The organism is Clostridium muellerianum, assembly GCF_012926525.1.
GTDB lineage: Bacteria > Bacillota > Clostridia > Clostridiales > Clostridiaceae > Clostridium_AM > Clostridium_AM muellerianum.
In genome coordinates, this window is record NZ_JABBNI010000058.1 from 248,951 (window position 1) to 274,224 (window position 25,274).

21 protein-coding genes are annotated in these 25,274 nt (G+C 26.8%); 16 read left to right on the forward strand and 5 right to left on the reverse strand.

Going from position 1 to position 25,274, the window contains the following annotated elements; all coding sequences use genetic code 11:
- The first annotated feature begins 157 nt into the window (after positions 1 to 157).
- The 5 genes from HBE96_RS20660 to HBE96_RS20680 all read left to right on the forward strand — a co-directional run bounded on the left by HBE96_RS20660 (position 158) and on the right by HBE96_RS20680 (position 6,908).
- On the forward strand, positions 158 to 1,990 hold the full coding sequence (locus HBE96_RS20660) for a sigma-54-dependent Fis family transcriptional regulator (RefSeq protein ID WP_206155021.1): 1,833 nt from the start codon (positions 158 to 160) through the stop codon (positions 1,988 to 1,990).
- A gap of 396 nt (positions 1,991 to 2,386) precedes the next feature.
- Positions 2,387 to 3,442, forward strand: coding sequence for an NAD(P)-dependent alcohol dehydrogenase (locus HBE96_RS20665; protein WP_169299593.1), 1,056 nt, complete (start codon positions 2,387 to 2,389; stop codon positions 3,440 to 3,442).
- 647 nt (positions 3,443 to 4,089) lie between these two features.
- A complete protein-coding gene (gene citG / locus HBE96_RS20670; protein WP_169299594.1) occupies positions 4,090 to 4,965 on the forward strand; it encodes a triphosphoribosyl-dephospho-CoA synthase CitG in 876 nt (291 codons plus the stop codon).
- A gap of 229 nt (positions 4,966 to 5,194) precedes the next feature.
- Positions 5,195 to 6,028: a methyl-accepting chemotaxis protein gene (locus HBE96_RS20675; protein WP_169299595.1), complete on the forward strand. Its 834-nt coding sequence runs from the start codon at positions 5,195 to 5,197 to the stop codon at positions 6,026 to 6,028.
- Positions 6,029 to 6,044: 16 nt separating this feature from the next.
- Positions 6,045 to 6,908: an MBL fold metallo-hydrolase gene (locus tag HBE96_RS20680; RefSeq protein WP_169299596.1), complete on the forward strand. Its 864-nt coding sequence runs from the start codon at positions 6,045 to 6,047 to the stop codon at positions 6,906 to 6,908.
- Positions 6,909 to 6,973: 65 nt separating this feature from the next.
- Here HBE96_RS20680 and HBE96_RS20685 read toward each other — a convergent pair whose 3' ends face one another.
- From HBE96_RS20685 to HBE96_RS20700, 4 genes are all read right to left on the reverse strand, one after another.
- On the reverse strand, positions 6,974 to 8,959 hold the full coding sequence (locus tag HBE96_RS20685) for a methyl-accepting chemotaxis protein (RefSeq protein WP_169299597.1): 1,986 nt from the start codon (positions 8,957 to 8,959) through the stop codon (positions 6,974 to 6,976).
- Positions 8,960 to 9,354: 395 nt separating this feature from the next.
- Positions 9,355 to 10,062: a hypothetical protein gene (locus tag HBE96_RS20690; protein WP_169299598.1), complete on the reverse strand. Its 708-nt coding sequence runs from the start codon at positions 10,060 to 10,062 to the stop codon at positions 9,355 to 9,357.
- Between the two features lie 185 nt (positions 10,063 to 10,247).
- The gene (locus HBE96_RS20695) at positions 10,248 to 11,459 is read right to left on the reverse strand and encodes a sensor histidine kinase (RefSeq protein WP_169299599.1); all 1,212 of its coding nucleotides are present in this window, start codon (positions 11,457 to 11,459) and stop codon (positions 10,248 to 10,250) included.
- Positions 11,460 to 11,590: 131 nt separating this feature from the next.
- Positions 11,591 to 12,307 carry a LytR/AlgR family response regulator transcription factor gene (locus tag HBE96_RS20700; RefSeq protein ID WP_169299600.1) on the reverse strand — a complete coding sequence of 239 codons (717 nt, stop codon included), beginning with the start codon at positions 12,305 to 12,307 and terminating at the stop codon, positions 11,591 to 11,593.
- A gap of 318 nt (positions 12,308 to 12,625) precedes the next feature.
- On the opposite strand from HBE96_RS20700, the gene HBE96_RS20705 reads away from it, so the two are divergent.
- The 10 genes from HBE96_RS20705 (at position 12,626) to HBE96_RS20750 (ending at position 22,878) form a co-directional block, all read left to right on the forward strand.
- Positions 12,626 to 12,766 (forward strand): hypothetical protein, encoded by a 141-nt coding sequence (locus HBE96_RS20705; protein WP_169299601.1) that lies wholly within the window; start codon positions 12,626 to 12,628, stop codon positions 12,764 to 12,766.
- Positions 12,767 to 13,129: 363 nt separating this feature from the next.
- Complete coding sequence (locus HBE96_RS20710; protein ID WP_169299602.1) at positions 13,130 to 13,960, forward strand: CPBP family intramembrane glutamic endopeptidase; 831 nt, start codon at positions 13,130 to 13,132, stop codon at positions 13,958 to 13,960.
- Between the two features lie 40 nt (positions 13,961 to 14,000).
- Positions 14,001 to 14,696 carry a response regulator transcription factor gene (locus HBE96_RS20715; protein WP_169299603.1) on the forward strand — a complete coding sequence of 232 codons (696 nt, stop codon included), beginning with the start codon at positions 14,001 to 14,003 and terminating at the stop codon, positions 14,694 to 14,696.
- Between the two features lie 23 nt (positions 14,697 to 14,719).
- On the forward strand, positions 14,720 to 16,168 hold the full coding sequence (locus HBE96_RS20720) for a sensor histidine kinase (protein WP_169299604.1): 1,449 nt from the start codon (positions 14,720 to 14,722) through the stop codon (positions 16,166 to 16,168).
- A gap of 135 nt (positions 16,169 to 16,303) precedes the next feature.
- On the forward strand, positions 16,304 to 16,903 hold the full coding sequence (locus HBE96_RS20725; protein ID WP_169299605.1) for a TVP38/TMEM64 family protein: 600 nt from the start codon (positions 16,304 to 16,306) through the stop codon (positions 16,901 to 16,903).
- A gap of 90 nt (positions 16,904 to 16,993) precedes the next feature.
- Positions 16,994 to 17,311, forward strand: coding sequence for a nucleotide pyrophosphohydrolase (locus tag HBE96_RS20730; protein WP_169299606.1), 318 nt, complete (start codon positions 16,994 to 16,996; stop codon positions 17,309 to 17,311).
- Positions 17,312 to 17,568: 257 nt separating this feature from the next.
- The gene (locus HBE96_RS20735) at positions 17,569 to 18,003 is read left to right on the forward strand and encodes a hypothetical protein (protein ID WP_169299607.1); all 435 of its coding nucleotides are present in this window, start codon (positions 17,569 to 17,571) and stop codon (positions 18,001 to 18,003) included.
- 381 nt (positions 18,004 to 18,384) lie between these two features.
- Entirely contained in the window at positions 18,385 to 18,528 is a 144-nt protein-coding gene (locus tag HBE96_RS20740; RefSeq protein ID WP_169299608.1) for a hypothetical protein, read from the forward strand.
- A gap of 214 nt (positions 18,529 to 18,742) precedes the next feature.
- Positions 18,743 to 20,626: a DNA methyltransferase gene (locus HBE96_RS20745; RefSeq protein WP_169299609.1), complete on the forward strand. Its 1,884-nt coding sequence runs from the start codon at positions 18,743 to 18,745 to the stop codon at positions 20,624 to 20,626.
- Positions 20,620 to 22,878, forward strand: coding sequence for a DEAD/DEAH box helicase (locus HBE96_RS20750; RefSeq protein ID WP_169299610.1), 2,259 nt, complete (start codon positions 20,620 to 20,622; stop codon positions 22,876 to 22,878). Before HBE96_RS20745 ends, HBE96_RS20750 begins: the two co-directional genes overlap by 7 nt.
- Before the next feature lie 203 nt (positions 22,879 to 23,081).
- On the opposite strand, the gene HBE96_RS20755 is transcribed toward HBE96_RS20750, so the two are convergent.
- Positions 23,082 to 23,621 carry a DUF6143 family protein gene (locus tag HBE96_RS20755; RefSeq protein WP_169299611.1) on the reverse strand — a complete coding sequence of 180 codons (540 nt, stop codon included), beginning with the start codon at positions 23,619 to 23,621 and terminating at the stop codon, positions 23,082 to 23,084.
- A 269-nt stretch (positions 23,622 to 23,890) separates the two neighbouring features.
- Here HBE96_RS20755 and HBE96_RS20760 point away from each other — a divergent pair, with 269 nt between their 5' ends.
- A complete protein-coding gene (locus HBE96_RS20760; RefSeq protein WP_169299612.1) occupies positions 23,891 to 25,027 on the forward strand; it encodes an SLC13 family permease in 1,137 nt (378 codons plus the stop codon).
- Positions 25,028 to 25,274 lie beyond the last annotated feature (247 nt).

Genomic DNA, 25,274 nt, shown 5'->3' on the forward strand with positions numbered 1-25,274 from the left:
GGTATTAAGCTTAAATATTAAATTCAAAATAAGTAAAATTTTATTTTTTATATGGATTTTATCTGTATTTTACTACAGATAAAATTTTTGAAGAGGTGATATTGTGGTTAAAGTAAGTGACTTTAAAAAAATAATAGATAGATCACATAAAAGATGCATGAATTATGAAATTAGTAAGGAAAGAATATTCCCTATAAGGACGTTGAATCCAGTGGAACTCCATAAAGCTTTAGAGGAGGATAGTGAGTTGATAAAAATTTCTATATCCTTTATGGAGATATTGTATGATTTTTTAAGAGGGTCGGGTTTTGCGTTATACCTTACTAATAGCAAAGGTTTTGTTCTCACTATAATAGGTGATGAGGAAATAATAAAAGATATGGCTAAAGCAGGAATTGTAGAAGGAGCTGATATGAGTGAGAATAGTACAGGTACTAATGCTATTGGTACAGCACTTTATGAAGATTGTTCGGTTCAAACTTCAGGAGAAGATCATTACATAAAAGCATATTATCCTTTAACCTGTTCAGCAGCAGTTATACACAATGAAAGAAGAGAGATAGTTGGATGTTTAAATTTAACAGGAAAATGTCAATTAGCGCATTCACATACTTTAGGTCTTGTGGTGGCTGCAGTGAAATCTATTGAAAATCAATTGAAGGTTGAGAAAACTCAAAATGAATTATTTAATGCTTATCAATATTTAAACAGAGTAATGAATTCTATTAATTCAGGAATTTTTGCTTTGAATACTAATGGAGTAATAAAAGCTATAAACAAAGGTGCTTGTATAATGTTACATATTAGGGATGAAGAGGTCATAGATAATAAGGTTGATAAGATTTTATCCAACTGGAAGGATATGATTAAAGAGATTACAGATGGAAGAGTTTATGAAGACAGGGAAGTAACATATTCCCATGGGGATAAAAAGAAAATATTTAGTTTAAATGCTTATCCAATAAAAAATAAAAGTGGATACATAATAGGTGTAGTTGGTATATTCAATGATATTCAAAATGTTCATAAGTTAGTAAATAAATATACTGGAAAAAATGCTACTTACACTTTTCAAGACATAATAGGGCAGAGTAAAAAAATTTTAGAATTAAAAAATCAAGCCCAAAGTATTTCTAACAGCCCATCTACAGTACTTATCCAAGGGGAAAGTGGCACAGGAAAAGAACTGATTGCTCAGGCTATTCACAATAAAAGTAGTAGAAGAGATAAAAGCTTTGTGGCAATTAATTGTGGTGCAATACCAAAAAGTTTAATAGAAAGTGAACTTTTTGGATATGAAAAAGGTGCTTTTACAGGAGCAAAACAGGGAGGTCATCCAGGAAAATTTGAACTTGCAAATGGTGGAACGTTATTTTTAGATGAAATTGGAGAGATGCCTCTTGATGTTCAGGTACATTTTTTAAGGATACTACAAACTTCTTGTTTTTATAGAGTTGGTGGAACTAAAAATATAAATGTTGATGTGAGAATCATTGCAGCTACAAATGAAAATTTGAAAGAAAAAGTTGAAAAAGGAACTTTTAGAGAAGACTTATATTATAGATTAAGCGTAATTCCAATTAGTGTACCACCACTTAGAGAAAGAATAGGAGATGTAGAAATTTTAATACAGTACTTTTTAAAGGCAAAATCAATTAAATTAGGAAAATCAATACCTAAAATAAAAAATCATATTTATGAAAAACTTATTAATTATACATGGCCAGGAAATGTTAGAGAATTAGAAAATTGTATTGAAAATATAGTTAATATGAATGGTAATACTTCCTTTAGTTTTGTAAATGATCCTTTAATTATGAATTCTAAAACTGTTTCAAAGGAAAGTTTTAAATACAATATGTGTACTTTAGAAAAATGGGATAAAATTGCTATAGAAAGCTGTATAAAAAACTGTAATGGTAACATTACCAAAGCTTCTAAAATATTAGGTATAAATAGAAGTACTATTTATTCAAAAATGAAAAAATAAAATATTTAAAATAATTATTAGAAAATTAGAAATGATTATTGTTATGTTAAAATCATAACAATAATTTTGCGTGATAAATGTATAAAATAACAACAGTGTTGAAAAATACAACAATTACTTGCTAAAAAGTGTTGCACTTTTCAACACTTTTGATTTGCGAAATAAAAAAATATTAAAAAGCTCCTATTTATTAGGCAATATAAGCATTGGCATTATTATTGCTATAAAATAAAGTGTACAAATAATTAACATGTATTGTTAAAAAATAATCTTATGATTCAAACTGTTACTAAGTAAGAAGTCGTTTGGACAAAAGAGTACATTAACTTAGTTAATAATTATACTAAGTTTAAAATAAAATTATAAAAAGTACTAAAGAAATAGGAGGTTTCAATTATGAAAGGTTTTGCAATGTTAAGTATCAATAATTTAGGGTGGATTGAAAAGGAGAGACCAACTGCTGGTCCTTATGATGCTATTGTGCGTCCCTTAGCGTTATCACCATGTACATCAGACATACATACTGTATTTGAAGGAGCACTTGGAGATAGACATAATATGATTTTAGGTCATGAAGCTGTTGGTGTAATTGATGAAGTTGGTAGCGAAGTAAAGGATTTTAAGGTAGGAGATAGAGTAATTGTTCCAGCGATAACTCCTGATTGGAGATCACTAGAAGTTCAAGCAGGATTTCAACAACATTCTAATGGTATGCTTGCAGGATGGAAATTTTCAAATTTTAAGGATGGTGTTTTTGCAGAATACTTCCATGTAAATGATGCAGATATGAATTTAGCACTTTTACCAGATGAAATTTCTTTAGAGAGTGCTGCTATGATAACAGATATGATGACTACAGGTTTTCATGGTGCGGAATTAGCAGATATACAATTAGGTTCAAGTGTTGCAGTAATAGGTATTGGTGCAGTTGGCTTAATGTCAATAGCAGGATCCAAGCTTCGAGGTGCAGGTAGAATATTAGCAGTAGGAAGTAGACCTGTTTGTGTTGAAGCAGCTAAATTTTATGGAGCAACAGATATAATTAATTATAAAAATGGAGATATTGCAAAGCAAATTTTAGATTTAACTCATGGAAAAGGTGTTGATCGTGTAGTTTTAGCGGGTGGAACTACAGAAACTTTAATACAAGCTGTAAGTATTGTTAAACCAGGTGGAGTAGTTTCTAATGTAAACTATCATGGAAAAGGTGACTTCCTTCCAATACCTCGTGTTGAATGGGGATGTGGAATGGCACATAAAAAAATAGTTGGAGGTCTTTGTCCAGGAGGACGCCTTAGAATGGAAAGGTTAATAGATTTAGTGAAATATAATCGTGTGGATTTAAGTAAATTAGTTACTCATGTTTATACTGGATTTGATAAAATTGAGGACGCTCTTCTTCAAATGAGAGAGAAACCAAGAGACTTAATAAAACCAGTGGTAATTATATAGATAAGTAGAGTAAAGAATTTATAGTATTTTTCAATTGATTTACATTTAAAGTATAATGCGATGTAAAGTGTAGTGAAAGTTAAAATCAAAACTAGTAACTTCAGTTGTACATATTACTATTGATAATTTTATAATTTAGCTCTTAAAACTTTAGGCGGAAGCCTTTAGAATAAACACATAAAGCAAAAGTATTTCTCTTGGTATAATAGAATTGCGAGTGCTGAAAATAATCAAAATAAGGCACCATATAACACATAGATTCAAAACTGAAAATGAATCTATTACTTCAGGCTGCGCCTTAAGTTGTGATTAAACTAAATAACTTAAAATATATAGATAAAAAATAATTATTATGAAAGCTACACTTTTAAGATAATAGTATTTATGTAGACTGAAGTAAGAAGAAACGTTAAGCTGTATGAAGACTGATATATGTTATGCAGGAACATTAGAACTTCTTAATGAAGTGAGTGTTCCTGCATAACATATATCAGCCGTAATACAGCTTAACGTTTCTTCGGTTACTTGTGTCACATTATTTTTATATTGTAAAAATTAATTGGCATCTTAATTGTAAATATGATAAAATAACTTTCATGAATTTATTAAATTATATTAACTTAAAAGTGAACTATGGGAGATAAAAAATGAAAAAAGAAAAAACGTTTACGATAAATGAGATTTCAATGATAATTAGTAGTTTTGCAGTACAGGCTATGATTTATGAAGTTGCTTGTTGGCCATCTCCTGGTTTAGTATCCCCAGTATCTTGTGGAGCCCATAAAGATATGAACTTTTTTACTTTTATTGATAGTACAGCTGTTTTAAGCAAGTATTTAACATTATTTGTACAAAAAGGATTTTCAAATAAAGAGTACAAGGACATATTTAATGATATCAGAAAGTTGGGAATAGAAGCTGAAAAAGATATGTTTGTTAAAACTAAAGGAGTTAATACTCATAAAGGAATGCTTTTTTTAGTAGGGGTAATTTGTGGAGCTGTTGGAAAGGCTATTTATGAAAATCAAGACTTTGAATGTGTACAACATATTATAAAGGAAATGACTAAAGGTATAGTTTCTAATGAGCTTTTAGGCTTAAAGGAAAAAAGTGAATTAAGCCATGGAGAAAAGATATTCCTTAAATATAATACAGAAGGTGTTAGGGGAGAAGTAGAAAAGGGAATTCCTACAGTTTTTAATTTTTCGCTAGATTTTTATAAGAAGAGTGCAAAATTAAGCACTAATGATAGACTAGTTCATACTCTTATTGGTATAATGAGTATTTGCGATGATTCAACTATAATATATAGACATTCATTAGAAGTTTTAAATGAAGTAAAAGAAAAGGCAGTATCCATACTTTCGTTTGGGGGAATGAAGACACTTCAAGGAAAAGAAGAAATAAATAAGATGTGTAGTGAGTTTATAGAAAGAAATATAAGTCCTGGAGGAAGTGCTGATTTATTAGGAGTAACAGTATTTTTGGCTTTAGTGGAAGAATATATGAATAAAGAAATTTAAATAATAAGTTACTGTATAAAAGTCTGCCGATAAGTTTAGTTTATTGACAGATTTTTGTATTTTTAACATCATTGCGGTATTTTGTATTGTATTAAAGTTATTGGGAATGGTTACGACAATAATTGTGTTAGTTATTTTATATATTATTCATTATTATGATAAATTTTACATAAAAGTATTTTATTAATATTAAAAAATAATAAAATGTATATTTAAGGAAGTGGAACCAATGGTAAATGAAATAAGTGATAATAATTTAATTCAGTCTTTTTATAATTTAATTCCATATTTTAAAAATTACTTTGATAGTGAATTAATTTTCACCATATCCAACACTGAAAAATTTCTTTTTGTGCAGGATAGTGAAAATTTGAAAATGGCATCAAAAACAGGAGATAAAGTACCTAAGGGATGTGCAGCAGATATATGTCTTAAAGAAAAAAAGCCTATATCAGCAGTAATACCTGAAGAAGTATTTGGAGTTTCATTAAAAACAAATGCAGTTCCAGTTTTTGAAAATAATGAAATAGTTGGAACTATGGTAATAGGTATGAGTTTAGAGAAAAAGAAAAAGGTATCAAGTATGGTAAACTCAATTTCTGAGTCCATATCACAAATAAATGATAATTTATTAAATATGTCTTCTGGTCTTCAAAAAATTTCTGAAACAAATTTAGATATTCAAAAGTTTGTGAAGGAAACTAATGAGAGTTCTAAAGAAACGGATGAAGTTTTAAAATTTATTCAAGGTGTTGCAAAACAAACTAATTTGCTTGGATTAAATGCAGCTATAGAGTCTGCTAGGGCAGGAGAATATGGTAAGGGCTTTAGTGTAGTATCAAATGAGATTAGAAGGCTTTCTGATTCTAGCAGAGAGTCTATAAATCAAATTAATAATATACTTAATACTATGCAAAATTCAATATCGGAAATTTATGAAAGGTTTAATGGCTCTAACGAAATATTAAATAAGGAAACAGCAGGAATGCAGCAAATTTCAGCAGCGGTTGAGGAGCTTAATTCCACAGCAACGGTTTTAAAAGATTTTGCTGATAAGCTGTGATAGGGAGATATTAAAAATGAGAATAACTACTTTAATAGAAAATACTCAGGATAAAAATGAAAGATTAAAATATGAACATGGACTTTCAATGTTTATTGAGATGGAGAACTGTAATATTTTGTTTGACACAGGAAAAACAGGGGATTTTATAGAAAATGCTGAAAAGTTAAAGGTAAATCTTAAAAACACAGATATTTTAGTTTTGAGCCATGCTCACTATGATCACTGTGGTGGAGTAAAAAGATTACTAGAAACTTATGATATAAAACCTAAACTTATTATAAGTGAATATTTTTTTGAAAAAAGCAATAAATATCATTATTCTGACGGAAAGCTTAAATCTGATTTTTCAGGTGAGATGGGCTATAAATATATAGGAATAGATTTTGATAAACAGTATATTGATAATAAAAATGTGCCTATAAATTTTATTAAGGATAATATCTTTAAAATCAATGATAATGCTTTTCTATTTTCAAATTTTAATAGATATTATCCTTTTGAAAAAATCAATGAAAATATGAAAATTAGGTATAATGATAAATATGAAGTTGATATGTTTGAAGATGAAATAGCTTTAGGGATTAAGACAGAAAAAGGATTAGTTGTTATACTTGGATGTGCTCATCCAGGATTTTTGAATATGATAAATACAATTAGTGAAAGAACTGGAGAAGAGGTAATAGGTGTAATAGGTGGAACTCACCTTATTGAAGCAGATGATGATAGAATAAAAGAGTCAATAAATTATTTAAATGCTTTAGATATAGAAATTTTAGGATTGTCACATTGTACTGGAGAAAAGGCTATAAAGATGTTTGATGAAAACTGCAAAGGAAGCTTTATAAATAGAACAGGAACAGTACTAAACTTAATTTAGTATTCAGATTGATTAAACACCCATATGTTTTTAAAACAAATGGGTGTTTTTTTATAGAATCTTTATTAATTGATTTTAAATTTAGAAATTTCAGTAGATAATAATACTGAAAGATCTTCTAATTCCTTTGATGCAGTTTTAAGCTCCAAAAACATTTTTTCTTGATCATTTACTATTTCTTCAGTAGAGGATGTATTAGCAGCGGATTCTTCACTTATTAATGATACATTTGAGATAGCTTTATGGATACTTATATTTTCAGCTAGCAGTTTTTTTGCAATTTCAGATACGTCAGAACTAACATTTTTAATCGTTTCAATTTTATTTTCTATTTTAGAAAATATAGTAGTGATAGTTTCCATAGAGCTTGTACCTGATTCCATATAATTTATACTTTCTTTCATAGTTGATGAAGCTTCTAATACTTGTTTTTGTATTTGTGATATTTCTTTAGAAATTTCTTCAGTTGAATTAGAAGATTGTTCAGCTAATTTTCTGATTTCTTCTGCAACTACAGAAAAACCATTACCATGTTCTCCAGCTCTTGCAGCTTCAATACTTGCATTTAGAGCTAATAGGTTCGTTTGATCCGATATAGAACTTATTGTAGTTGTTATATTTTCAATGTTTTTAGATCCATCAGAAAGTTGAGCTATAACTTTACTGGAATTTAATATACTTTTTTTCATATTGTTTAATAAATTTATTGTAGAATTTAAATTGCAGGAACCATGAGATATATTGTTCCTGGCATCCGATATCATTGAATCAATATGTGTGCTTATTTCCACTAGATCTTTTGATTGCTTTTCCATGTTACCTATATATTTAGTAACATTTGAAATTTCAGCAGCAGTTTCTTTAGCTCCTAAGGCTAAATCTTTAATGTTTTCTTGAATGTTTTTAGCACTTTCGGCAACATTAAAACCAATTTTCCTATAGTTTCTAGATGAGGACGAAACAATATCGGAAACATTTTTTAATTTTAATATAATATCCTTTAAGTTTTTTATCATTTTATTAAAAGTGGCATTAAATATTCCTAATTCGTCTGATGTTTCAGGCAAATAATTAACTAAATGTCCTTCAGCTACTTTTTCAGCAGCTATAGACACGTTTAACAGTCTATTAAAGAAGTATTTAGTTAAAAGAGTTAGTATTATAATTAGTAAAATTATTGAAATGATTGTTAGAATGCTTGTTGAATATAATAAAGAACTTATGCTATTGGTATACTCACTAGTAGGTACTTCAAGGAACATGTACCAGTCAGTGCCTTCAATATGTGATGAAAAAAGCATCTTTGTCTCATTATTATCTTTAAATTGTCCAGAAAAACTATTTTGGGAAACAGCTTGTTTAACTAAATTTAAATATTCATTATTAGAGCTTTTTAGAAAGTTACTATTGTTAATTAATTTACTGTCTGGATGAAATAATACAGTACCATCTTTATTTAGTATATATACTTTATCTGTTTTTCCTAAATGAAAATTTGTAGTTTCTTTAAATACTGTAGAAACAAGACAGGCACCACTTACAAGTCCAATAACCTTGTTGCTTTTTATATCTTTTACAGGACATTCCATAGATATAATCCAGTCAGAAGGGTTTTCTTTAGCTGTAAATGGATTTGATATAATTGATTTACCCTGCATAACTAAAGGAAAAGTACTTTCGGAACTTATATCAATTGTTACATTATTTTGTAAAATTAGTTTTCCTTTAGTATCACTTATACCTAAACTATTATAAATTCCATTATAATTTTTTTGCTCACGCTGAAAATAAGAAATTATTTCATCGTAATTCATACTAGATACTAATTCAGTATTTGCAATTACTTGCATTTGTGATAATCTTGAATTTACCCAGGAGGATAGGTTTTGTGCATGAATAGTAACAGTTTGTTTACCAGAGCTTTCCATAGAATTTAAAATTGACTTCTTTGAATTGTTATAACAAATAGCTGTAAGAATACTTATTAGTGAGATGAAAATAAAAGATATTATACAAATTGCCTTAATTTGTAGCGAATTTCGTGCTTTCATGATAGTCCTCCAATTCATACTTCATTTGAAATTATTGTAAAATACAGACGATTATAGAATTAATTTGAAGAATTATGTGGAAAGTTTGTTTTTTATGAATATTTTAGCATTAAATAAAAACGTGGTCAATATATTGTTTATAGTTTACTATAGATATAATATAGAGTTGTCGAAAAATATGATATATAAGTAGAATGGTGAATTTAAAAAATAATAAAAAATGAATAAAGATATAGATGAAATTAATATAGATACTTAAATGTGGCAAGAATAATTTATCTTGCCACTGTTGTTTTAGATAGATAATATAGTATATTAAAAGAGATTTCTTATAATATTACAACAAAATTAAATAATAAAGTTTATAACTAATTTATCACAAAATTATTATAAAGTTAAGAAATCTTTTTATTAGCATTAGTATCAGTTGAATTATTTAAATTGTCGGTAACAACATTTTCTTTAATAGTATTGTCTGTTGAGGCTTTTTTTGAAGTATCAATAGAGGTTTTATCTACATTATCAGCTGGATTTTCCTCTTTTTTAGCATTTCTAAGTTGTTTTTTATATTCGCCAATGGCTTTTGCAACTAATTTTGTACTCTTTCTTGACTCTTTAAGTTCACCTGAAGCATAAGATAAGGCCCTTTCTGCCACATCCATCTTACCTTTGAATTTTGCATCTTTGTACACTGCATATGCAACTTTACCGATTTTCATATGGCCTGAAGCTGAAGCTAAACCAAATACAACATCTTTATTTAAACCCTTATTATCTTCATCATCTTTAAGTTCTAATTTTCTATCATTTTCTAACTGACTTTTCTTATCAGTATTTTTAGATTCAGGGTTTTCAAGTTTTTTTTGAACTTTTTGTTCCATTTCTTTTTGTTCAGTTTCCTGCAAATTTTTTTGAAGTTCTTTTATTTTTGCATTTTTTTCTTCCTTAGAAAGATTGCTGTTTTCAACGTCACTTATTTGCTGCTGAATTTGTGCTTTTTGCTTTTCTAAAGGATTATTTTGTTTATTAGCAGAATTATTTTTATTTAACAATGTACTTGTTATATGCTTATTAAGTACATTAGATACCCCGCTTATTTTCATATACATACTTCCTTTCTTTAATGTGATATTTAGTTCAGGTATACAAATTAAAGTATATCTATTAATATAATCGACAAGGAAAAAAAGAAAATAATGTTAATGTTGTAAATAGAAACTTATTTGTAGTGAATGAAGTAATCATACTTGATTTTGTAAAATTGTAGAAAATATTTATAATAAAATTGCTAAGTTTGCAGCATAACATTTAAAATGAATATATTTTCACTGGTTTCAATATAAGTAGTTCCAAAGTATTTGTGAGCAGTATTTTTAATATTTAGAAGTCCTAATCCATGATTTACATCATCACCTTTATTAGTGGTTAATTCATCTTTATTTAACCAACCTTCGGTACTATTTTTTACTTCAAATATAATAAAGGATTTATTTAGTATGGTTTTTATATGTATAAATTTCGGTATATTTTTTTTTATGATTTTTTCAGAAGCTTCTATTGCATTATCTAAAGCATTTGCAAGTAGTACACATAGATCAAAAGGATCAATTGCTAAGTTTTTTGGAATTCTGACATCGCATTTAAATAGTATATTTTTGTTTATGCAAATATTATATTTTTCACTTATAACCGCATCGGCAAAAGGATTTCCTGTATTTACTTTTAAATTAAGATTTTCTACAGATTTTGTAATTTTTTCAAGATATTTTATTGCATTTGTTATATCATTATTATCCATTAGATTTTTCATGCAAATCAGGTGATTATTTAAATCATGCCTAAACATTCGTGTATTTTGAAACTGTTTTTGCAAGTTTTTATAATGCTTGGCTTGCATATAAAATTGATGTTTTAATAATAATTCTTTTTCACGAAGCTTGTTTTCTTTAAGAAGTTTGTCTGAAATTATTATGGTAAATAAGGAGCATATTAAAGCCATAGAAGCAAATCCTATCATTTTAATATTGCCAAGTAAAGAATTAAATCCTGTGTTATTAGTAATATAATAAATTCTAAAGTATTCACATAATATAGATACTATGAACACATTTGGAAGAGTAAAAAGTAGACTGTATTTTACTGTACCAAAAGTTTCATTCACAAAAAAATGTTTTGATACAAAATTTATTATAAAAATAAATAATAATGTTGAACAAACTTCAGATGACTGATTTATTAGCATTCTTACAAGTTCAGTTCCATAAGCTGAATTTTTTATAGAGACATAATGTGACACATAAATTAAGGGGATAGTTGTATATTGTACAAGTTCCCCAATACAAGTGTAAATTACTATTGATATAACTTTTTTAAAATATGTTCCCCTGCAAAAAATTAAAGATAATATAAAAGCATATATTGATACAAGTATCCATTCATAGACACCATCTATATTTAATATTTTTGCTATAAATGGAGGCAAATTTACTGTTACAATCATTATTGAAATTATGCAAAAATGGTTTATTTTAAAGCCCAAAAACCGTTTAAATAATATGTATAGCATTATAATGCTTGTGGTAGAAGTTATAATTCCAACTAATTTTTCTATTATAGTAAAATCAAACACTTTTATACCTGACCTTTCTTTAAATAAATTAAAAATGCTTTTGAAAAGTCATCGTATTTGCTTTGAGACAGCATTATTTTTTCATTATTGTCAAGTGTTATACTTGATTTATCGAATTTCATTACATACTTTAAATTTACTATATAGCTTCTATGACATCTAAAAAAATCACGTTCTGGAACTTTTTCTTCTACATTTGAAATTTTGTCATAATACTGTATAGTTCCATTAGTGGTATGTATAATTACAATTCTATTTTGCATTTCGAAGAAATATATGTTATTCAGCAATATTTTAATGGCTTGTCTGCCTTTTGTAATTACAATATACAAATCACTATTTTTTTCTTCTTTAAATGATTTTAAAATTCTATCTATAATTTTTAATATATTTTCTTCACATACAGGTTTTATCAGATAATGAAACGCTGATACATCAAAGGCTTCAAATACGTATTCTTTAAATGATGTTATAAAAATAATTTTTGAATTATTATTATTTTCTCTTAGTTTTTTAGCTGTATCTATTCCTGAAAGTTTATTCATTTTTATATCTAAAAAAATAATATCAAAATAACTTTTAGAATAAAGTAGGTTTTCACCGCTATTAAATTCTTCAATTTCATAATCAAAATTAAAATGTTTTAGCACATTTTTAAGCTTATTTGTAGTATCAAGTCTTTGAAGTATTTCATCATCACAAATGGCAATTTTAAACATGTACAGCCTCCTTTCTAAGCGCACAAGTATATTATATCAAATATTTAATGTTTCACATTACATATAATGTAAATATGTTACAAGAAAGTAATGAATTAATCAAGTTATTCTTATATTCAGCAAAGGTTTTACATTATTATGTTGATAGATTTAAAATTTAATATTAGAATAACTTCAAAAAAATCGATACATAGTATAATGTTTTTAAATAGAAAAAAGTTGTAAGGATGCAGACTTGGAAAGTGGTATTGTGGAATAGAGTGTGATAAGCTTAGAAATAATAAAGTTTTTATTGATTTAGGAAAAACTTATATAGAATTGTATGAGGCAGCAAAAGACGCTGTTATTGCATATGAAAGAGAAGACATAAAATCAGCAGAACAATGTCTTGAAAAAATGGACATGTGTTCAAAGGAAGTATTTACTTTAATGAATGAAATGAAGAAATTATTAAATTAAGGATATTAGGCATCTTCAAAAAAATAATAAAAGTCCATATGCTAGTCTATTTTCTGTAATATCGCGTCCACAGAACCATTAGATAGAACAACTATCTGCGGAACATGTCTCCTTGTCTTACAAAAAATATCCGTCGCATATTGGAATTGTTATTTTATTTCAGATGCCTTAAGTAAAAAATTCATGAAAAATAATTATAAGCGCAGAGTAACTATTTAAATAGTTATTTTACGCTTATTTTTATTTAGAAAGTTAAGGAAACTTTAAGGTTTCATTAAGAGAGAGGAAAGTATATAATTGTAAACTTAAAATAAAGATTCAGCATTGAATCAAAATTAAATTTAAAGGTAGGATGTAAATATTATGAATAATTTTTTTGAAAGCACAAAAATAAGAAAAATTATACTTATTTATATTGCTGTAGTAATTTTTTTTTGTATAATTTCTGAATTAAGTTTTGTGAAATCTACAGGCATATTAGATGAAAATTTGTTTTTATTATTATGTAATTTAGGAGTTTTAGTATGGTTTATGTTAAAATTAAGAAAAGTAAGATATGATGTCAAAAAAGGGCTAATTGATTTAAAACAAGATTTAGATATTAAAGATATAGCATTTAGTATTATAATAAACATTACTATCACTATAGGATCTGTTATAATTGCAGTTTATGCTTTAAAAAGTATATCACCTTCATTTATGAAGGGACTTTTAGAAGAACTAAATAAAAATGATTTAAATTCTTTATACAGCATAATTATTAATGGAATTGCAGCATCATTTATAGCACCAATTGTGGAGGAATTTGTATTTAGAGGGGTTATACTTAATAGATTAAAAATGAAAATCGGAATTAAAAGATCAGTAATAATATCTTCTATTTTATTTGGAATGATTCATTACGAACTAGGAATATTGTCTGCAATTATTTTTGGTATATGTATGTCATTAATATATTTAAGAACAAGAAATATATTTGCTACTATAGGAATTCACATTATCAATAATTTTATAGTTTTTGTTGTACAAGTTATATCTTTTTTCATAGATAGTAATGGAAGTAAGGAAAGTATAACTTTAAATAGTTTTAATTTGTTATGGCTTATAAGTGGAATGGGATGCTTTATACTTGGAATAGTTATGAGTATTTATTTTATAAAAGTAAACTGGAATAAAAGAATTATAGAACAATAAGACAGGTAAAGAAAGTATAATGAAAGGAAAGTTTATACCTATGAAAAAAATTTTAATTACTGATGATGAACAGGAAATAATAGAATTATTAACATTATATTTGGAAAAGGAACATTATGAAGTACTTGGAGCTTGTGATGGATTTTCAGCACTAGATGTTTTGAAAGATAACATAGTTGATATTGCAATAATTGATATAATGATGCCTAATATGGATGGGTACACTCTTATAAAAAAAATAAGGGAAAAATATAAGATTCCTGTTATTGTAATGTCTGCAAAAAGTGAAATAAGTGATAAAATATTGGGACTTGAACTTGGCGCGGATGATTATATAACTAAACCCTGCGATCCACTGGAGGTATTAGCAAGGGTAAAAGCACAACTTAGAAGATGCTTAGAATTTGATAATAATGAAGAAAAACCTGTAGAAACGATTATAATAGGGGAATTAAAATTTCATACTGATTCATGTGTTCTTTATAAAGGAGATAATCAAATACAAATTACATCTACAGAGTACAAGCTACTTTTACTTTTAATGAGCAATCCTAAAAAAGTTTTTACTAAAAAGCAGATTTTTGAGTGTATTTGGAATGAACCTTTTTATGGTGATGATAATACAATAATGGTTCATATTAGTAAGCTTAGAGATAAAATTGAAGAAGATTCTAAAAATCCAGTGTATTTGAAAACCATAAGAGGACTTGGATATAAAATTGAGTATAAAAAATAGTTTATATATGGAGTGTAGTATAAATGTTTTTCAAGAAGTTAAGAAAAAAATTTAAAAGATTGTATATTACTATGTTTAAAAACTATATTGTCTTTATGTTTTTAATGCTTATTGTACTACTCGGCAGTATAGGTTTTGTGATTCTTACTATAGGAAAGATGATTTCATCGGAAGAGTACGTAAAAGATACTCAAAAATCTTTTATGGCATCAAAAATAGTAAAAAGTGATTATAAAAAAATCGATGCATCAAAAATTATTGCATCTAAAGGTTGGGTTGAAATACTTGATTCAAATAAAAAGGTTATTTATGTTATAGGAAGTAAAAAAGATAAGATAACAAGTTATACTGAAGATGAACTTTTAAATTTTATGGACTTAGCTTATAATAATTTGAAAAGTGATACTTCCTATTTTTATTCTATTGCACCTCTTAATAGTAATAGACAGAAATTTTACTGTGTTGTGAAAGTGCCTCCTAAGGTTGTGACATTAAATGTGGATATAACGCCTTCACAGGATAAGTATATTGAAAAAGCAGCAATTTGTATATTAATAGGTATAGTTATAATTATAGTGTTTTTAATAACATCTGTATTTTTATATGCTTATTTGACTACTAAAAAGGTAGTTATGCCACTTAAAAAGATATTACAGGGTATAAAGAAAATGATAGAAGGGGATTATTCCACAAGAATTAATTTTAATGCAGAAAATGAGTTTGCAGAAATAAGAGATGCTTTTAATTTTATGGCTGAAAAAATTGAAACTTCAAGAGAAGAACGAAACAGGATGGAAAGTTTAAAGCAACAGCTTTTATCAGATATATCCCATGATTTAAAAACTCCATTAACTTCTATTATGGGATATTCAAAGGCACTTAGAGATGATGTTGTTTCAGATGATGAAAAAATCAAACAATATTTAAATACTATATATAACAAATCACAAAGAACAGTTTCCTTAATTGAAAATCTTCATGAATTTACAAAACTTGATAATAGCAAGTTTTCAATAAACAAGGAAACATGGGATTTTTGCGAATTTATACGGCAAATAGTATCTGAATACTATAATGAATTTGAAGAAAAAAACTTTGAACTTGAAATAAGTTTACCAGATCATGAAATTATGTATGAATTTGATAATGTAGAAATGGAAAGGGCAATTTCAAATATCGTATATAATATACTGAAATATAATAAAATTGGTACAAAGGCAAAGATAGAATTAAACTGCGATAATAGAGAAATTCAGCTCGTAATTGCAGATGATGGAATTGGTATTGATGAAAATTTAAAGAAAACTATATTTGAACCTTTTGTAAGAGGTGACAAATCGAGATATACAAAAGGTGGTACAGGACTGGGACTTTCTATTGCAGATAAAATAGTGCAAAAACATGGGGGAAGCCTAACACTTGAAAAGTCAGAAGAATATAAAACAGTGTTTAAATTAAAATTTCAATTTTAGACAATATAGTTGCTATTGTCATATCTTTATTTATTGTTTAATTGGATTATTATTGGTATAATTATGTCTTATAGTAGGTTATTTAGTATGAATAAGAATTATAGATAATTTGATGAAAGAAAGGAAAAGAAAAGTTTGGAATACGCAAAATCTGTAAGATCTATAAAGAAGTGTATTAGTATATTGGTACTGGCGATAGTAATTACATTGGTGTTTTTTGTTATAAAAGCATATATGGCAGGTAATTTTTCTTCACAATCGGCTTTTGAAAATTATATTCGACAATTCGGAGTATTTGCACCATTTGCTTTAATAGTGATTCAACTATTGCAGGTTATATTTCCTGTTATTCCAGGAGTTTTAGGATCTATAGTTGGTGTGGCGCTTTTTGGAAGCTTGAAGAGTTTTATATTTAATTATATAGGTATTACTTTAGGTTCGATTATATCATTTTTACTAGCTAGAAAATATGGAGCCAGCTTTGTAAAAAAGATTATAACAGAAGAAAAATATGAAAAGTATATTGGAAAGTTTGAAGGTGGAAAGGGATATGCTATTTTACTATTTTTTACACTATTAATTCCTCTTGCACCAGATGATATTTTTTGTTATTTATCTGGATTAAGCAAAATGTCATTTAAAAAGTTTTTATGTATTATCATATTTGGAAAGCCCTGGTGTATATTGGCTTATAGTTATGGATTCGGAGCATTCTTTAACCAGTTTTTAAAATAAAGTATAAATTAGTATATTAAAAAGCAAGGCTCTTAAAAGTGAAGCGCCTTGTTTTTATCATTTAAATAAAGTATAGAAAGAGAGATAAAAATGAAGGATACGATAAATAGAATTAGAAAGTTTAGAAATGATAGGGATTGGAATCAATTTCATACACCAGCCAATTTAGCCAAAGCAATTTCAATTGAAGCTGCAGAGCTTTTAGAAAATTTTTTATGGGATGAAGAAAACTATAATAAAGAACATGTACTTGAAGAACTTGCAGATGTTATGATTTACTGTATTCACATGTCAGATTCTTTAGGTGTGGACTTAACAGATATTATGAACAGCAAAATGGATCAAAATGAGAAAAAGTACCCAGTTGAAAAATGTAAGGGTAATAGTAAGAAGTATACAGAATTCTAAAAAAGATATTTTAAATAATTTCTGAATTCAAAATAAGATAAAGTAAATTTAAAAAAATATGTATACAACATTGTAATTAAGTCTTACATTTTGGATAAAGATTAAAATTTAGTTTTGATTTTATAATAAAACTAAGGTTTTCGAGGTAGATAGCTATAATTAAAAGAATATAACATCATCTATCTATAAATATATGCATTAAATATATTTTTTTAAAATAAATATTGAAGTAGAATAATATTTATTTTGGGGTAAATATGAGTATAGATAAAGATATGGAAAAGGTTATGAAAAAGAGCATAGAAAAAGGAGTAGAAAAGGGCATTGTAAAAGCTGTTGAAAAACTTATTGATGAAGGCATAATTCAATGTGCAGCTATTACGATGGTGAATGAAATTATGAATATTATTAAATGTTCACTAGAAAGTACCATAAATATTTCTATATGTCCTGCGATAAAGCACCTTGAAGAAATCTTGATAAAAATCATTACTTCTGAATGTGCTCTTAACGATTTAGAAAAAATAAAAGCAAACATTAGGAATATTAAAAATGAAGAACAATTAAATTTTATATTAAACAAATTATATTTAGAAAACAAACACATTTCTTTGGAAACATTTAATAAATATATAGACCAATATGTTAATGATATAAAGCAAAATTCTCATGAAGGAGAAGTTCATTTATAAAGGTAATAGTTAATGTATTGGAAAGGGATAATTATAAATTTATAGATAAGCTTAAAAATTATAGGAAAAGTATTTCCAAATATAGATAAATTATTTATGGAAACTAGTAAATAGGCTGTACCTGATAAAGGTACAGCCTATTTTTTATAGATTTAGTTTCACAAATTAGAGATAATATTTAAGCAGCTAATTATGTGTTATTAGGAATAATTATAGATTTTATGTTAAGTATAGATGATAAAAATAAGGTAATGATAAATATATTATTATCTAAAGTATTTCCGAGGATATGTAAAAATTTGAATGACAATAATTTTTGAGCCCTACTGAATAGGGTATTGTTCAAACTGATACTTATTTATGAAAAAGAGGTGATTAACAGTGAAAAAGTTTACTAAAAGAACCTACGAAAGTGAAAAGAAATTTAAAAAAGCATTAAAGAAGCTGGCAAAGAAAGGATTCAAAGTTTTAAATACCATTGTGGATAACGGTAAATATGTAGTAGACTATCAAACTAGAACTTAATATTAGAAATATGGATTTTAACTACTAGTTGTTATTAAAAAGTTTTTGACTATTATAATTAAAATCAACAATTGAATTTTAGATATAAAATAAGAGATTTGATACTTTTTCAAACCTCTTATTTTAAGTTATATTACTTTGAATTAGATTTTTTATAAAAAATATACAAAAAATGTAAAAAATATGATAATATGTAAGTACTGGGGGTGGCAGTGTGGAAAAAGTATATGCCTTTGAAAATTTAAAAGATATTGATAATATAGATTTTAACAAGGAAAAGGTACTTTCTATTATAGAGAAGCTAAAGCTGGAAAATAATCATTTAAGGAAAACTAAAAAATACGGTTTAGTTTGGGAAGATCAAGTAGAAGAAGCGGAAGAAATTTTAAAAAATAATTATCCAGTGCTTACAGAAGTTAAAGAAAAGGAGTTGTGTAGAGGAGAAAGTGATATTATAAATTTAATAATAGAAGGAGATAACTTATATGCTTTAAACACCTTATTATTTACTCATGGAATGAATGATAAAAAGCAAATAAATATTATTATTGATCCTCCATATAATACGGGAAATAAGGATTTTATATATAATGATAACTATGTTAATGGTGAAGATACCTATAAACATAGTAAATGGATTTCTTTTATGAATAAGAGATTAAGATTAGCAAGGGAACTTTTAAGTAGTGATGGAGCTATATTTATATCTATTGATGATAATGAACAAAGTCAGCTAAAGATGTTATGTGATGATATATTTGGATCGGATAACTTTATTAATTGTATTAGTGTTAAAACTAAAAGTGCTTCAGGTGCAAGTGGTGGCGGTGAGGATAAAAAGTTAAAAAAGAATATAGAGTATTTACTTATTTATTGTAAAAGCAGGGAAAAATGCAAACTTAATGCTGTATACAAAGAACAATCCTTAATGAATCTTATAAGAGAAAGAAGAGAAGAAGGAAAACAGTATGATTATAGACAGGTGCTTATAGATGAAGGTACTAAGAAGTATATGTGTACCATAAAAGACGGAACTTCAGAAGATATTAAAATTTTTAAACATGAAGGATATGTTATGAAGAGTATATCAGAGATTATAGAGGAAGAAAAACTGTCAGAAAGTGAAATCTATTCAAAATATTTTTCTAAAATATGTAGCAGTACTAATTCACAATCCTCAATAAGAAAAAGGGTAATAAAAGGGACTAATGATTATAGAGGACTTATATCCATAGAATATGTTCCCAAAACAGGAAAAAATAAAAGCAAATTAACTACTAAATATTATATTAATAGCAGGATAGTTATATGGTTATCAGATGTAGCTTATAGGAAAAATAATAAAATATATAAAAAGGAGAAATTAGGAACTCTTTGGGATGATGTTAGCTGGAACGGAATTTCATCTGAAGGTGGAGTTACTTTTAGTAGTGGAAAAAAACCCCTAAAATTTATAAAAAGAATAGTTTCTATGTGTGATTCTAACGGAATTTTTATTGATTTCTTTGCTGGATCAGGAACTTTAGGACAAGCTATTTTAGAAATGAACAGAGAGGATAACGGGAAAAGGCAATTTATATTATCCAATATAGGAAGAGAAACTCCAGAAAGCGACCTAAATATATGTGAAAATATAACTTATAGACGTATAAGAAATAATATTACAGGATATATAAATTCTCATGATACTTATATAAAGGGAATAGGAGGAAACTTGAAATACTATAAAGTGGATTTTATTCCTAAGAATCAAAGTAGAGATGCTTTAAAAATTAAACTTGCAGATAGGTGCGTTGAACTTTTGTGTATAAAGGAAAATTGCTTTAATTTATATAAAGTAGGGTATCAGTATAGTATTTTTAATAATAACGACTTAGTAATGGTAATTTGCCAGAGCTTTATAGATTTTTCTATTATTAATAATATTGAGGAAGATTTAAAGTGTTTTAATTCATGTGAAAAAATTCTCTATATTTTAAGCTTAAATTATGAAATAAGTGAATTTGAATTTCAAGAATTAAGTGCTATTGGAATAAAGATTAAACCAATACCACAAAAAATCATGGAAGTTTATGAGGAGGCACTAAAATCATGGTAGTGCTGAAAAGTTATCAAAAAAAAGCTGTTAGAGAATTGACCTGTAAAACTAACGGTTTGCTTAAAAGTAATGAGAAAAAAAAGGTACTAGTTCTTAAGTCACCTACAGGTTCAGGCAAAACTGTAATTGCATCAAAATATATTGAAATGATTAGTAAGCTTGAAAGTAAAGATTTTTGTTTTATATGGATATCTATTGGAAAGGGTCATTTACATGAGCAAAGTAAAAATAAAATAAGCAGTATACTAGAAGGAAGCCCTTCTTGCAGGTTGCTAGAGGATGTCATTAGATATGGAATAATAAAAAGAAATGCCATAGTAGTAGTTAATTGGGAAAAGCTTAATACAAAGAAAAATGGAGCATGGGATAATGTTTTAATGAGGGAAGGCGATGGAATAAATTTTCTTAAGCTTATAGAAAATACAAGTAGTGTAAGAAAAATAATGTTAATTATTGATGAAAGTCATAATACTACAGACACAAGAACTTCAAAGGAGTTAATGAATATAATAAATCCTGAAATTATGCTTCAAATGAGTGCTACTCCAAAGTATATACCTTCAGGAGAGGATATAAATGATAATAAAGCAGCGTTTGTAAAGGTTTCTCCGGAAGAAGTTATTGAATCGGGAATAATAAAAAAAGAAGTACTCATAAATGATAATATTGAAGAAGTAGACCTAGATAATAAAAACTCCATTGAAATTGTAGTGGAAATGGCCATTAAAAGAAGATTAGAATTAAGTGAGGCTTTTGAAAGAGAGAATGTTAAAATAAATCCATTATGTCTTATTCAAATACCTAATGCTAAAATGGGAGAAGAAGTTTTACATGAATTAATTAGAATACTTAAAATTAAAGGAATATCCATAGAAAATAATAATCTTGCTCTGTGGATAAGCAATAATTCTAAAAACTTAGAGAATATTAATGATTTTAATTCTAAGGTTGAGGTTCTAATTTTTAAAATGGCTGTGGCTACTGGATGGGATTGCCCAAGGGCTCATGTGCTTTTAAAGCTTAGGGAAACGGTCAGTGAAGTTTTTGATATACAAACCATTGGAAGAATTCTTCGTATGCCAGAGCAGAGGCACTATAAAAATGAGATTTTAAATAAAGCGTATATATATACTAACAATAAAGATATTTCTATTAAGGTGGGAAATTTTTCCTTGGTTAAAATTTTGAAGGCTAAAATTAGACCTGAAATGAAAAATATTGTTTTACGCTCCTATTACAAAGAACCTAGTAAAGATATTATTGTTAAAAGAGAAATATTAGAGAAGATCTTTTATAAGGAAGTTGAAAAAGAATTAAATGTATCAAAAAATAAAAGTGCTGTAAATAATTTATATGCTTTAAATAAACTGAATTTTAATATGAACATTGATAATTTGGAAAGTGAGCTCATGTATGATGGGCATATTGAAACAGCAACATTAGACAGAATAAATGTAAAAATAGATCATAAGGATAAAAAGATAAAGGTAAATGCATTTGACATTGAGGAAACATTTACAACTCTTATAAAAAGAACTTCAGAGATTTTTTGTTCTTGTTTAAAAGAGCTGATTTATAAATGTTTTAATGAAATTTTTAGTTATGACATAAAGGAAATAGGGGTAATAACTACAATACAAGGATTATTTATTGTTAATTATGAAAAAATTTTCAAAGCAATATTAAATAGTACTGTAGAAAAATATACAGAGGTATATAGAAAATATCAACTTAAAGAAACAAAAGAATATTATAGTGATTTTTCTATAAAGGAAACAAAGCTTGTAGATGATGTTACATATGAATTTTTTAAAGCAGAAAAAAATATATATGATAAATGTTACTTAAAGAAAAATAGGAGGCAAACTGAAAAAACTTTTGAAAATTTTTTAGAGAAAAATGGAGATAAACTTATGTGGTGGTACAAGAATGATGACAAAGGAAGAGAAAACTTTGCTATACGATATGAATATAATGGAACGCCTCATGCATTTTATCCAGATTATGTTGTACTTTTTAAAACGGGATTAATTGGAATATTTGAAGTTAAATCAAAAAATGATAGAGAAGCAGAAACTAAAACAAAAGCTAAAGATGAGTATTTACAAAAATATTTAAAAGAAGAAATCGCTAAAGGAAAAAGTATTATGGGTGGGATAGTTGAAGTATCTGATAGAAATATAAAAATTAATAACACTAACAAAGAATATACTGCAAATAATTTGGCGAATTGGGAAACCCTTAAGTGCTAATTTACAAATTCATAGTGTTCATACTATAGATACACAAAATCATAATTAGACAGATTTTAAAGTTTAGTTTTAATTTCATAGTGAAATTAAGATTTTGAAGTATCTATAGTATTTAAATATATAGACCATATTCAAAATATACAAAGTAAAAATGTTCTTTGTGTTTTGAATATGGTCCTTGATAATATTTAGAAAATGTAAAATTAATCCATTTTTTCTCTCCAGAAGCCATATGCAATATGAGCCTTAATCAGCACTTGAGCAGAAGAAACTAATAGGTTTAAAATATTGCCTCCAGGTGGAATAACTATTTTGCCATTTTCTTCATTAACAAGAGTGGAGTTTGGAGGAACAATTCTTGTATAAGCTTTAACGCCCCCCTCAATTTTATTATTTAGAAACTGACCAGTAAGAAATATTATCTTTGGCTTAGGTGGTGGTAAAATCGTAAGGTTAGATGGTGTAACAGAGGTTACTTTAGTTGCTCCTTCTGGTATAGTAGAGTTTAAATATATTCTTGATTCTATTGGTAAATTTGAAGTATTAGTTACAGTAGTAACACTAAAATATAGATTTACGCCCGAGTCTTTAGGATTGTATAAAGCTCCCCAAGCATAATTATTAAAACCTAAACTTAATAAATCAGATTCTCCAATAAAATATTTGCCTTCAAAGGATTTAAAAATTGGATTTTCAATAGTAACGACTTCTCTCAAAGAATGAGATTGGCTATTATTACTCATTTGAATCACCTCGGTATATTTTATGAATTATAGTAGGAATTGTTCCATAATATAAGTACATTGCCATGCAAGTAACCGAAGAAACGTTAAGCTGTATATCAGTCTTTATACAGCTTAACGTTTCTTCTTACTTCAGTCAAAATATATACTATTATACCAAAATAAACATTTTTAAATTATACTATTGTATCTATATTAAAAAAGATATATTATAATGAATGGTGTACAGATTAAAACATTTTTACAAGAGAGGACAGGATAATATACTGATGGAAGGTTTAGGATTAAACTCACAAAATGTTTATAGAATAATTGAGAAACTAAAGATGGAGAAGGTATTTTGTATATCATTAATACTTTCAATATTCACTTCTTTTTTTGTTAAGCCTCAAATATCTTATATAAATTTTAAAGTTATTGTACTTCTTTTTAATTTGATGATAATAATTTCTGCTTTAGAAAAGTTGAAGTTTATGGATAAAATTGCAGTTACAGTGTTATTAAAATGCAAAAATACTAGAAGGATTTCTATAGTATTTATCATAATAACTTTTTTTGCTTCTATGCTGGTAACAAATGATGTAGCACTGCTTACTTTTGTTCCTTTAGCTATGCTTACTTTTAAAAAAGCAAAATTTGATCCAATGAAAACAATAATACTTCAAACTTTAGCTGCTAATATAGGTAGTAGCCTTACACCTATGGGAAATCCACAAAATTTATTTCTGTTTACTTATTATAATTTAAGCAGTTTTCAGTTTTTTTCTATAACAATACCTTTTGTAGCATCTGGTGTGCTTTGGCTTATTTTATTAAATAAAAGAGTGCCTAAAAAAAGGCTTAGGCTGTCTCTTGAAACTGTAAATTTAGAAGATAAAAAGAGGACTAGCATATATTTAATTATTTTTGCAATTGTAATCTTTTCTGTATTTGGAATTATAAATTATAAATATGCATTTTTAGTTGTAATAATAGGTGTACTTTTTATGGATAAATATCTTATAAAACAAGTGGATTACTTTTTATTAGCTACTTTCATATGTTTCTTTATATTTATTGGAAACATATCTAATATAAAAAGTATTCAAGTATATTTACATAGTTTTTTGCAGATGAAAGATATGCCTTATTTTTCTTCTATAGTATTTAGTCAATTAATAAGTAACGTTCCATGTTCTGTATTAGTATCAGGATTTACTGAAAATTGGAAACAAGTACTTTTAGGAGTTAATATTGGAGGAATGGGAACATTAATAGCTTCACTAGCAAGCCTTATTTCCTATAAAATATTTATAAATGAAAATGAAGATAAAAAAAACAAACTGTATTTGAGTAAGTTTAATATTTATAGCTTTGCAAGTTTATTTTTATTTACTATTGCAAATTATTTGTATATTCATCTATAGAAGTTATTTTTTTATCTTAGATTTGGCTAGTAATTCATATAAGCATTGATATATCAATATTTTAGTATAAAAAATTTTTTCTAAAGAAATTAAGTATTATAAATGGTTTACAGATTTACTTACCGGATTGAAGCTAATATAAACGAAGTTATTAATATCAAATGGATTTGACCGATGCCACTGAACAAGTTAATAATTGACATTAGTAAATCTGCCTGTTAAATAGCAAATTGATGCTTGTTAACAG

Coding starts and splice junctions, on each gene's coding strand:
- HBE96_RS20685 (WP_169299597.1), bottom strand. CDS start 8,959: ATGAAAGCACGAAATTCGCTACAAATTAAGGCAATTTGTATAATATCT.
- HBE96_RS20695 (WP_169299599.1), bottom strand. CDS start 11,459: ATGATTGTAACAGTAAATTTGCCTCCATTTATAGCAAAAATATTAAAT.
- HBE96_RS20730 (WP_169299606.1), top strand. CDS start 16,994: ATGAAGGATACGATAAATAGAATTAGAAAGTTTAGAAATGATAGGGAT.
- HBE96_RS20720 (WP_169299604.1), top strand. CDS start 14,720: ATGTTTTTCAAGAAGTTAAGAAAAAAATTTAAAAGATTGTATATTACT.
- HBE96_RS20660 (WP_206155021.1), top strand. CDS start 158: ATGAATTATGAAATTAGTAAGGAAAGAATATTCCCTATAAGGACGTTG.
- HBE96_RS20750 (WP_169299610.1), top strand. CDS start 20,620: ATGGTAGTGCTGAAAAGTTATCAAAAAAAAGCTGTTAGAGAATTGACC.
- HBE96_RS20665 (WP_169299593.1), top strand. CDS start 2,387: ATGAAAGGTTTTGCAATGTTAAGTATCAATAATTTAGGGTGGATTGAA.
- HBE96_RS20690 (WP_169299598.1), bottom strand. CDS start 10,062: ATGAAAATAAGCGGGGTATCTAATGTACTTAATAAGCATATAACAAGT.
- HBE96_RS20755 (WP_169299611.1), bottom strand. CDS start 23,621: ATGAGTAATAATAGCCAATCTCATTCTTTGAGAGAAGTCGTTACTATT.
- HBE96_RS20680 (WP_169299596.1), top strand. CDS start 6,045: ATGAGAATAACTACTTTAATAGAAAATACTCAGGATAAAAATGAAAGA.
- HBE96_RS20715 (WP_169299603.1), top strand. CDS start 14,001: ATGAAAAAAATTTTAATTACTGATGATGAACAGGAAATAATAGAATTA.
- HBE96_RS20760 (WP_169299612.1), top strand. CDS start 23,891: ATGGAAGGTTTAGGATTAAACTCACAAAATGTTTATAGAATAATTGAG.
- HBE96_RS20700 (WP_169299600.1), bottom strand. CDS start 12,307: ATGTTTAAAATTGCCATTTGTGATGATGAAATACTTCAAAGACTTGAT.
- citG (WP_169299594.1), top strand. CDS start 4,090: ATGAAAAAAGAAAAAACGTTTACGATAAATGAGATTTCAATGATAATT.
- HBE96_RS20735 (WP_169299607.1), top strand. CDS start 17,569: ATGAGTATAGATAAAGATATGGAAAAGGTTATGAAAAAGAGCATAGAA.
- HBE96_RS20675 (WP_169299595.1), top strand. CDS start 5,195: ATGGTAAATGAAATAAGTGATAATAATTTAATTCAGTCTTTTTATAAT.
- HBE96_RS20710 (WP_169299602.1), top strand. CDS start 13,130: ATGAATAATTTTTTTGAAAGCACAAAAATAAGAAAAATTATACTTATT.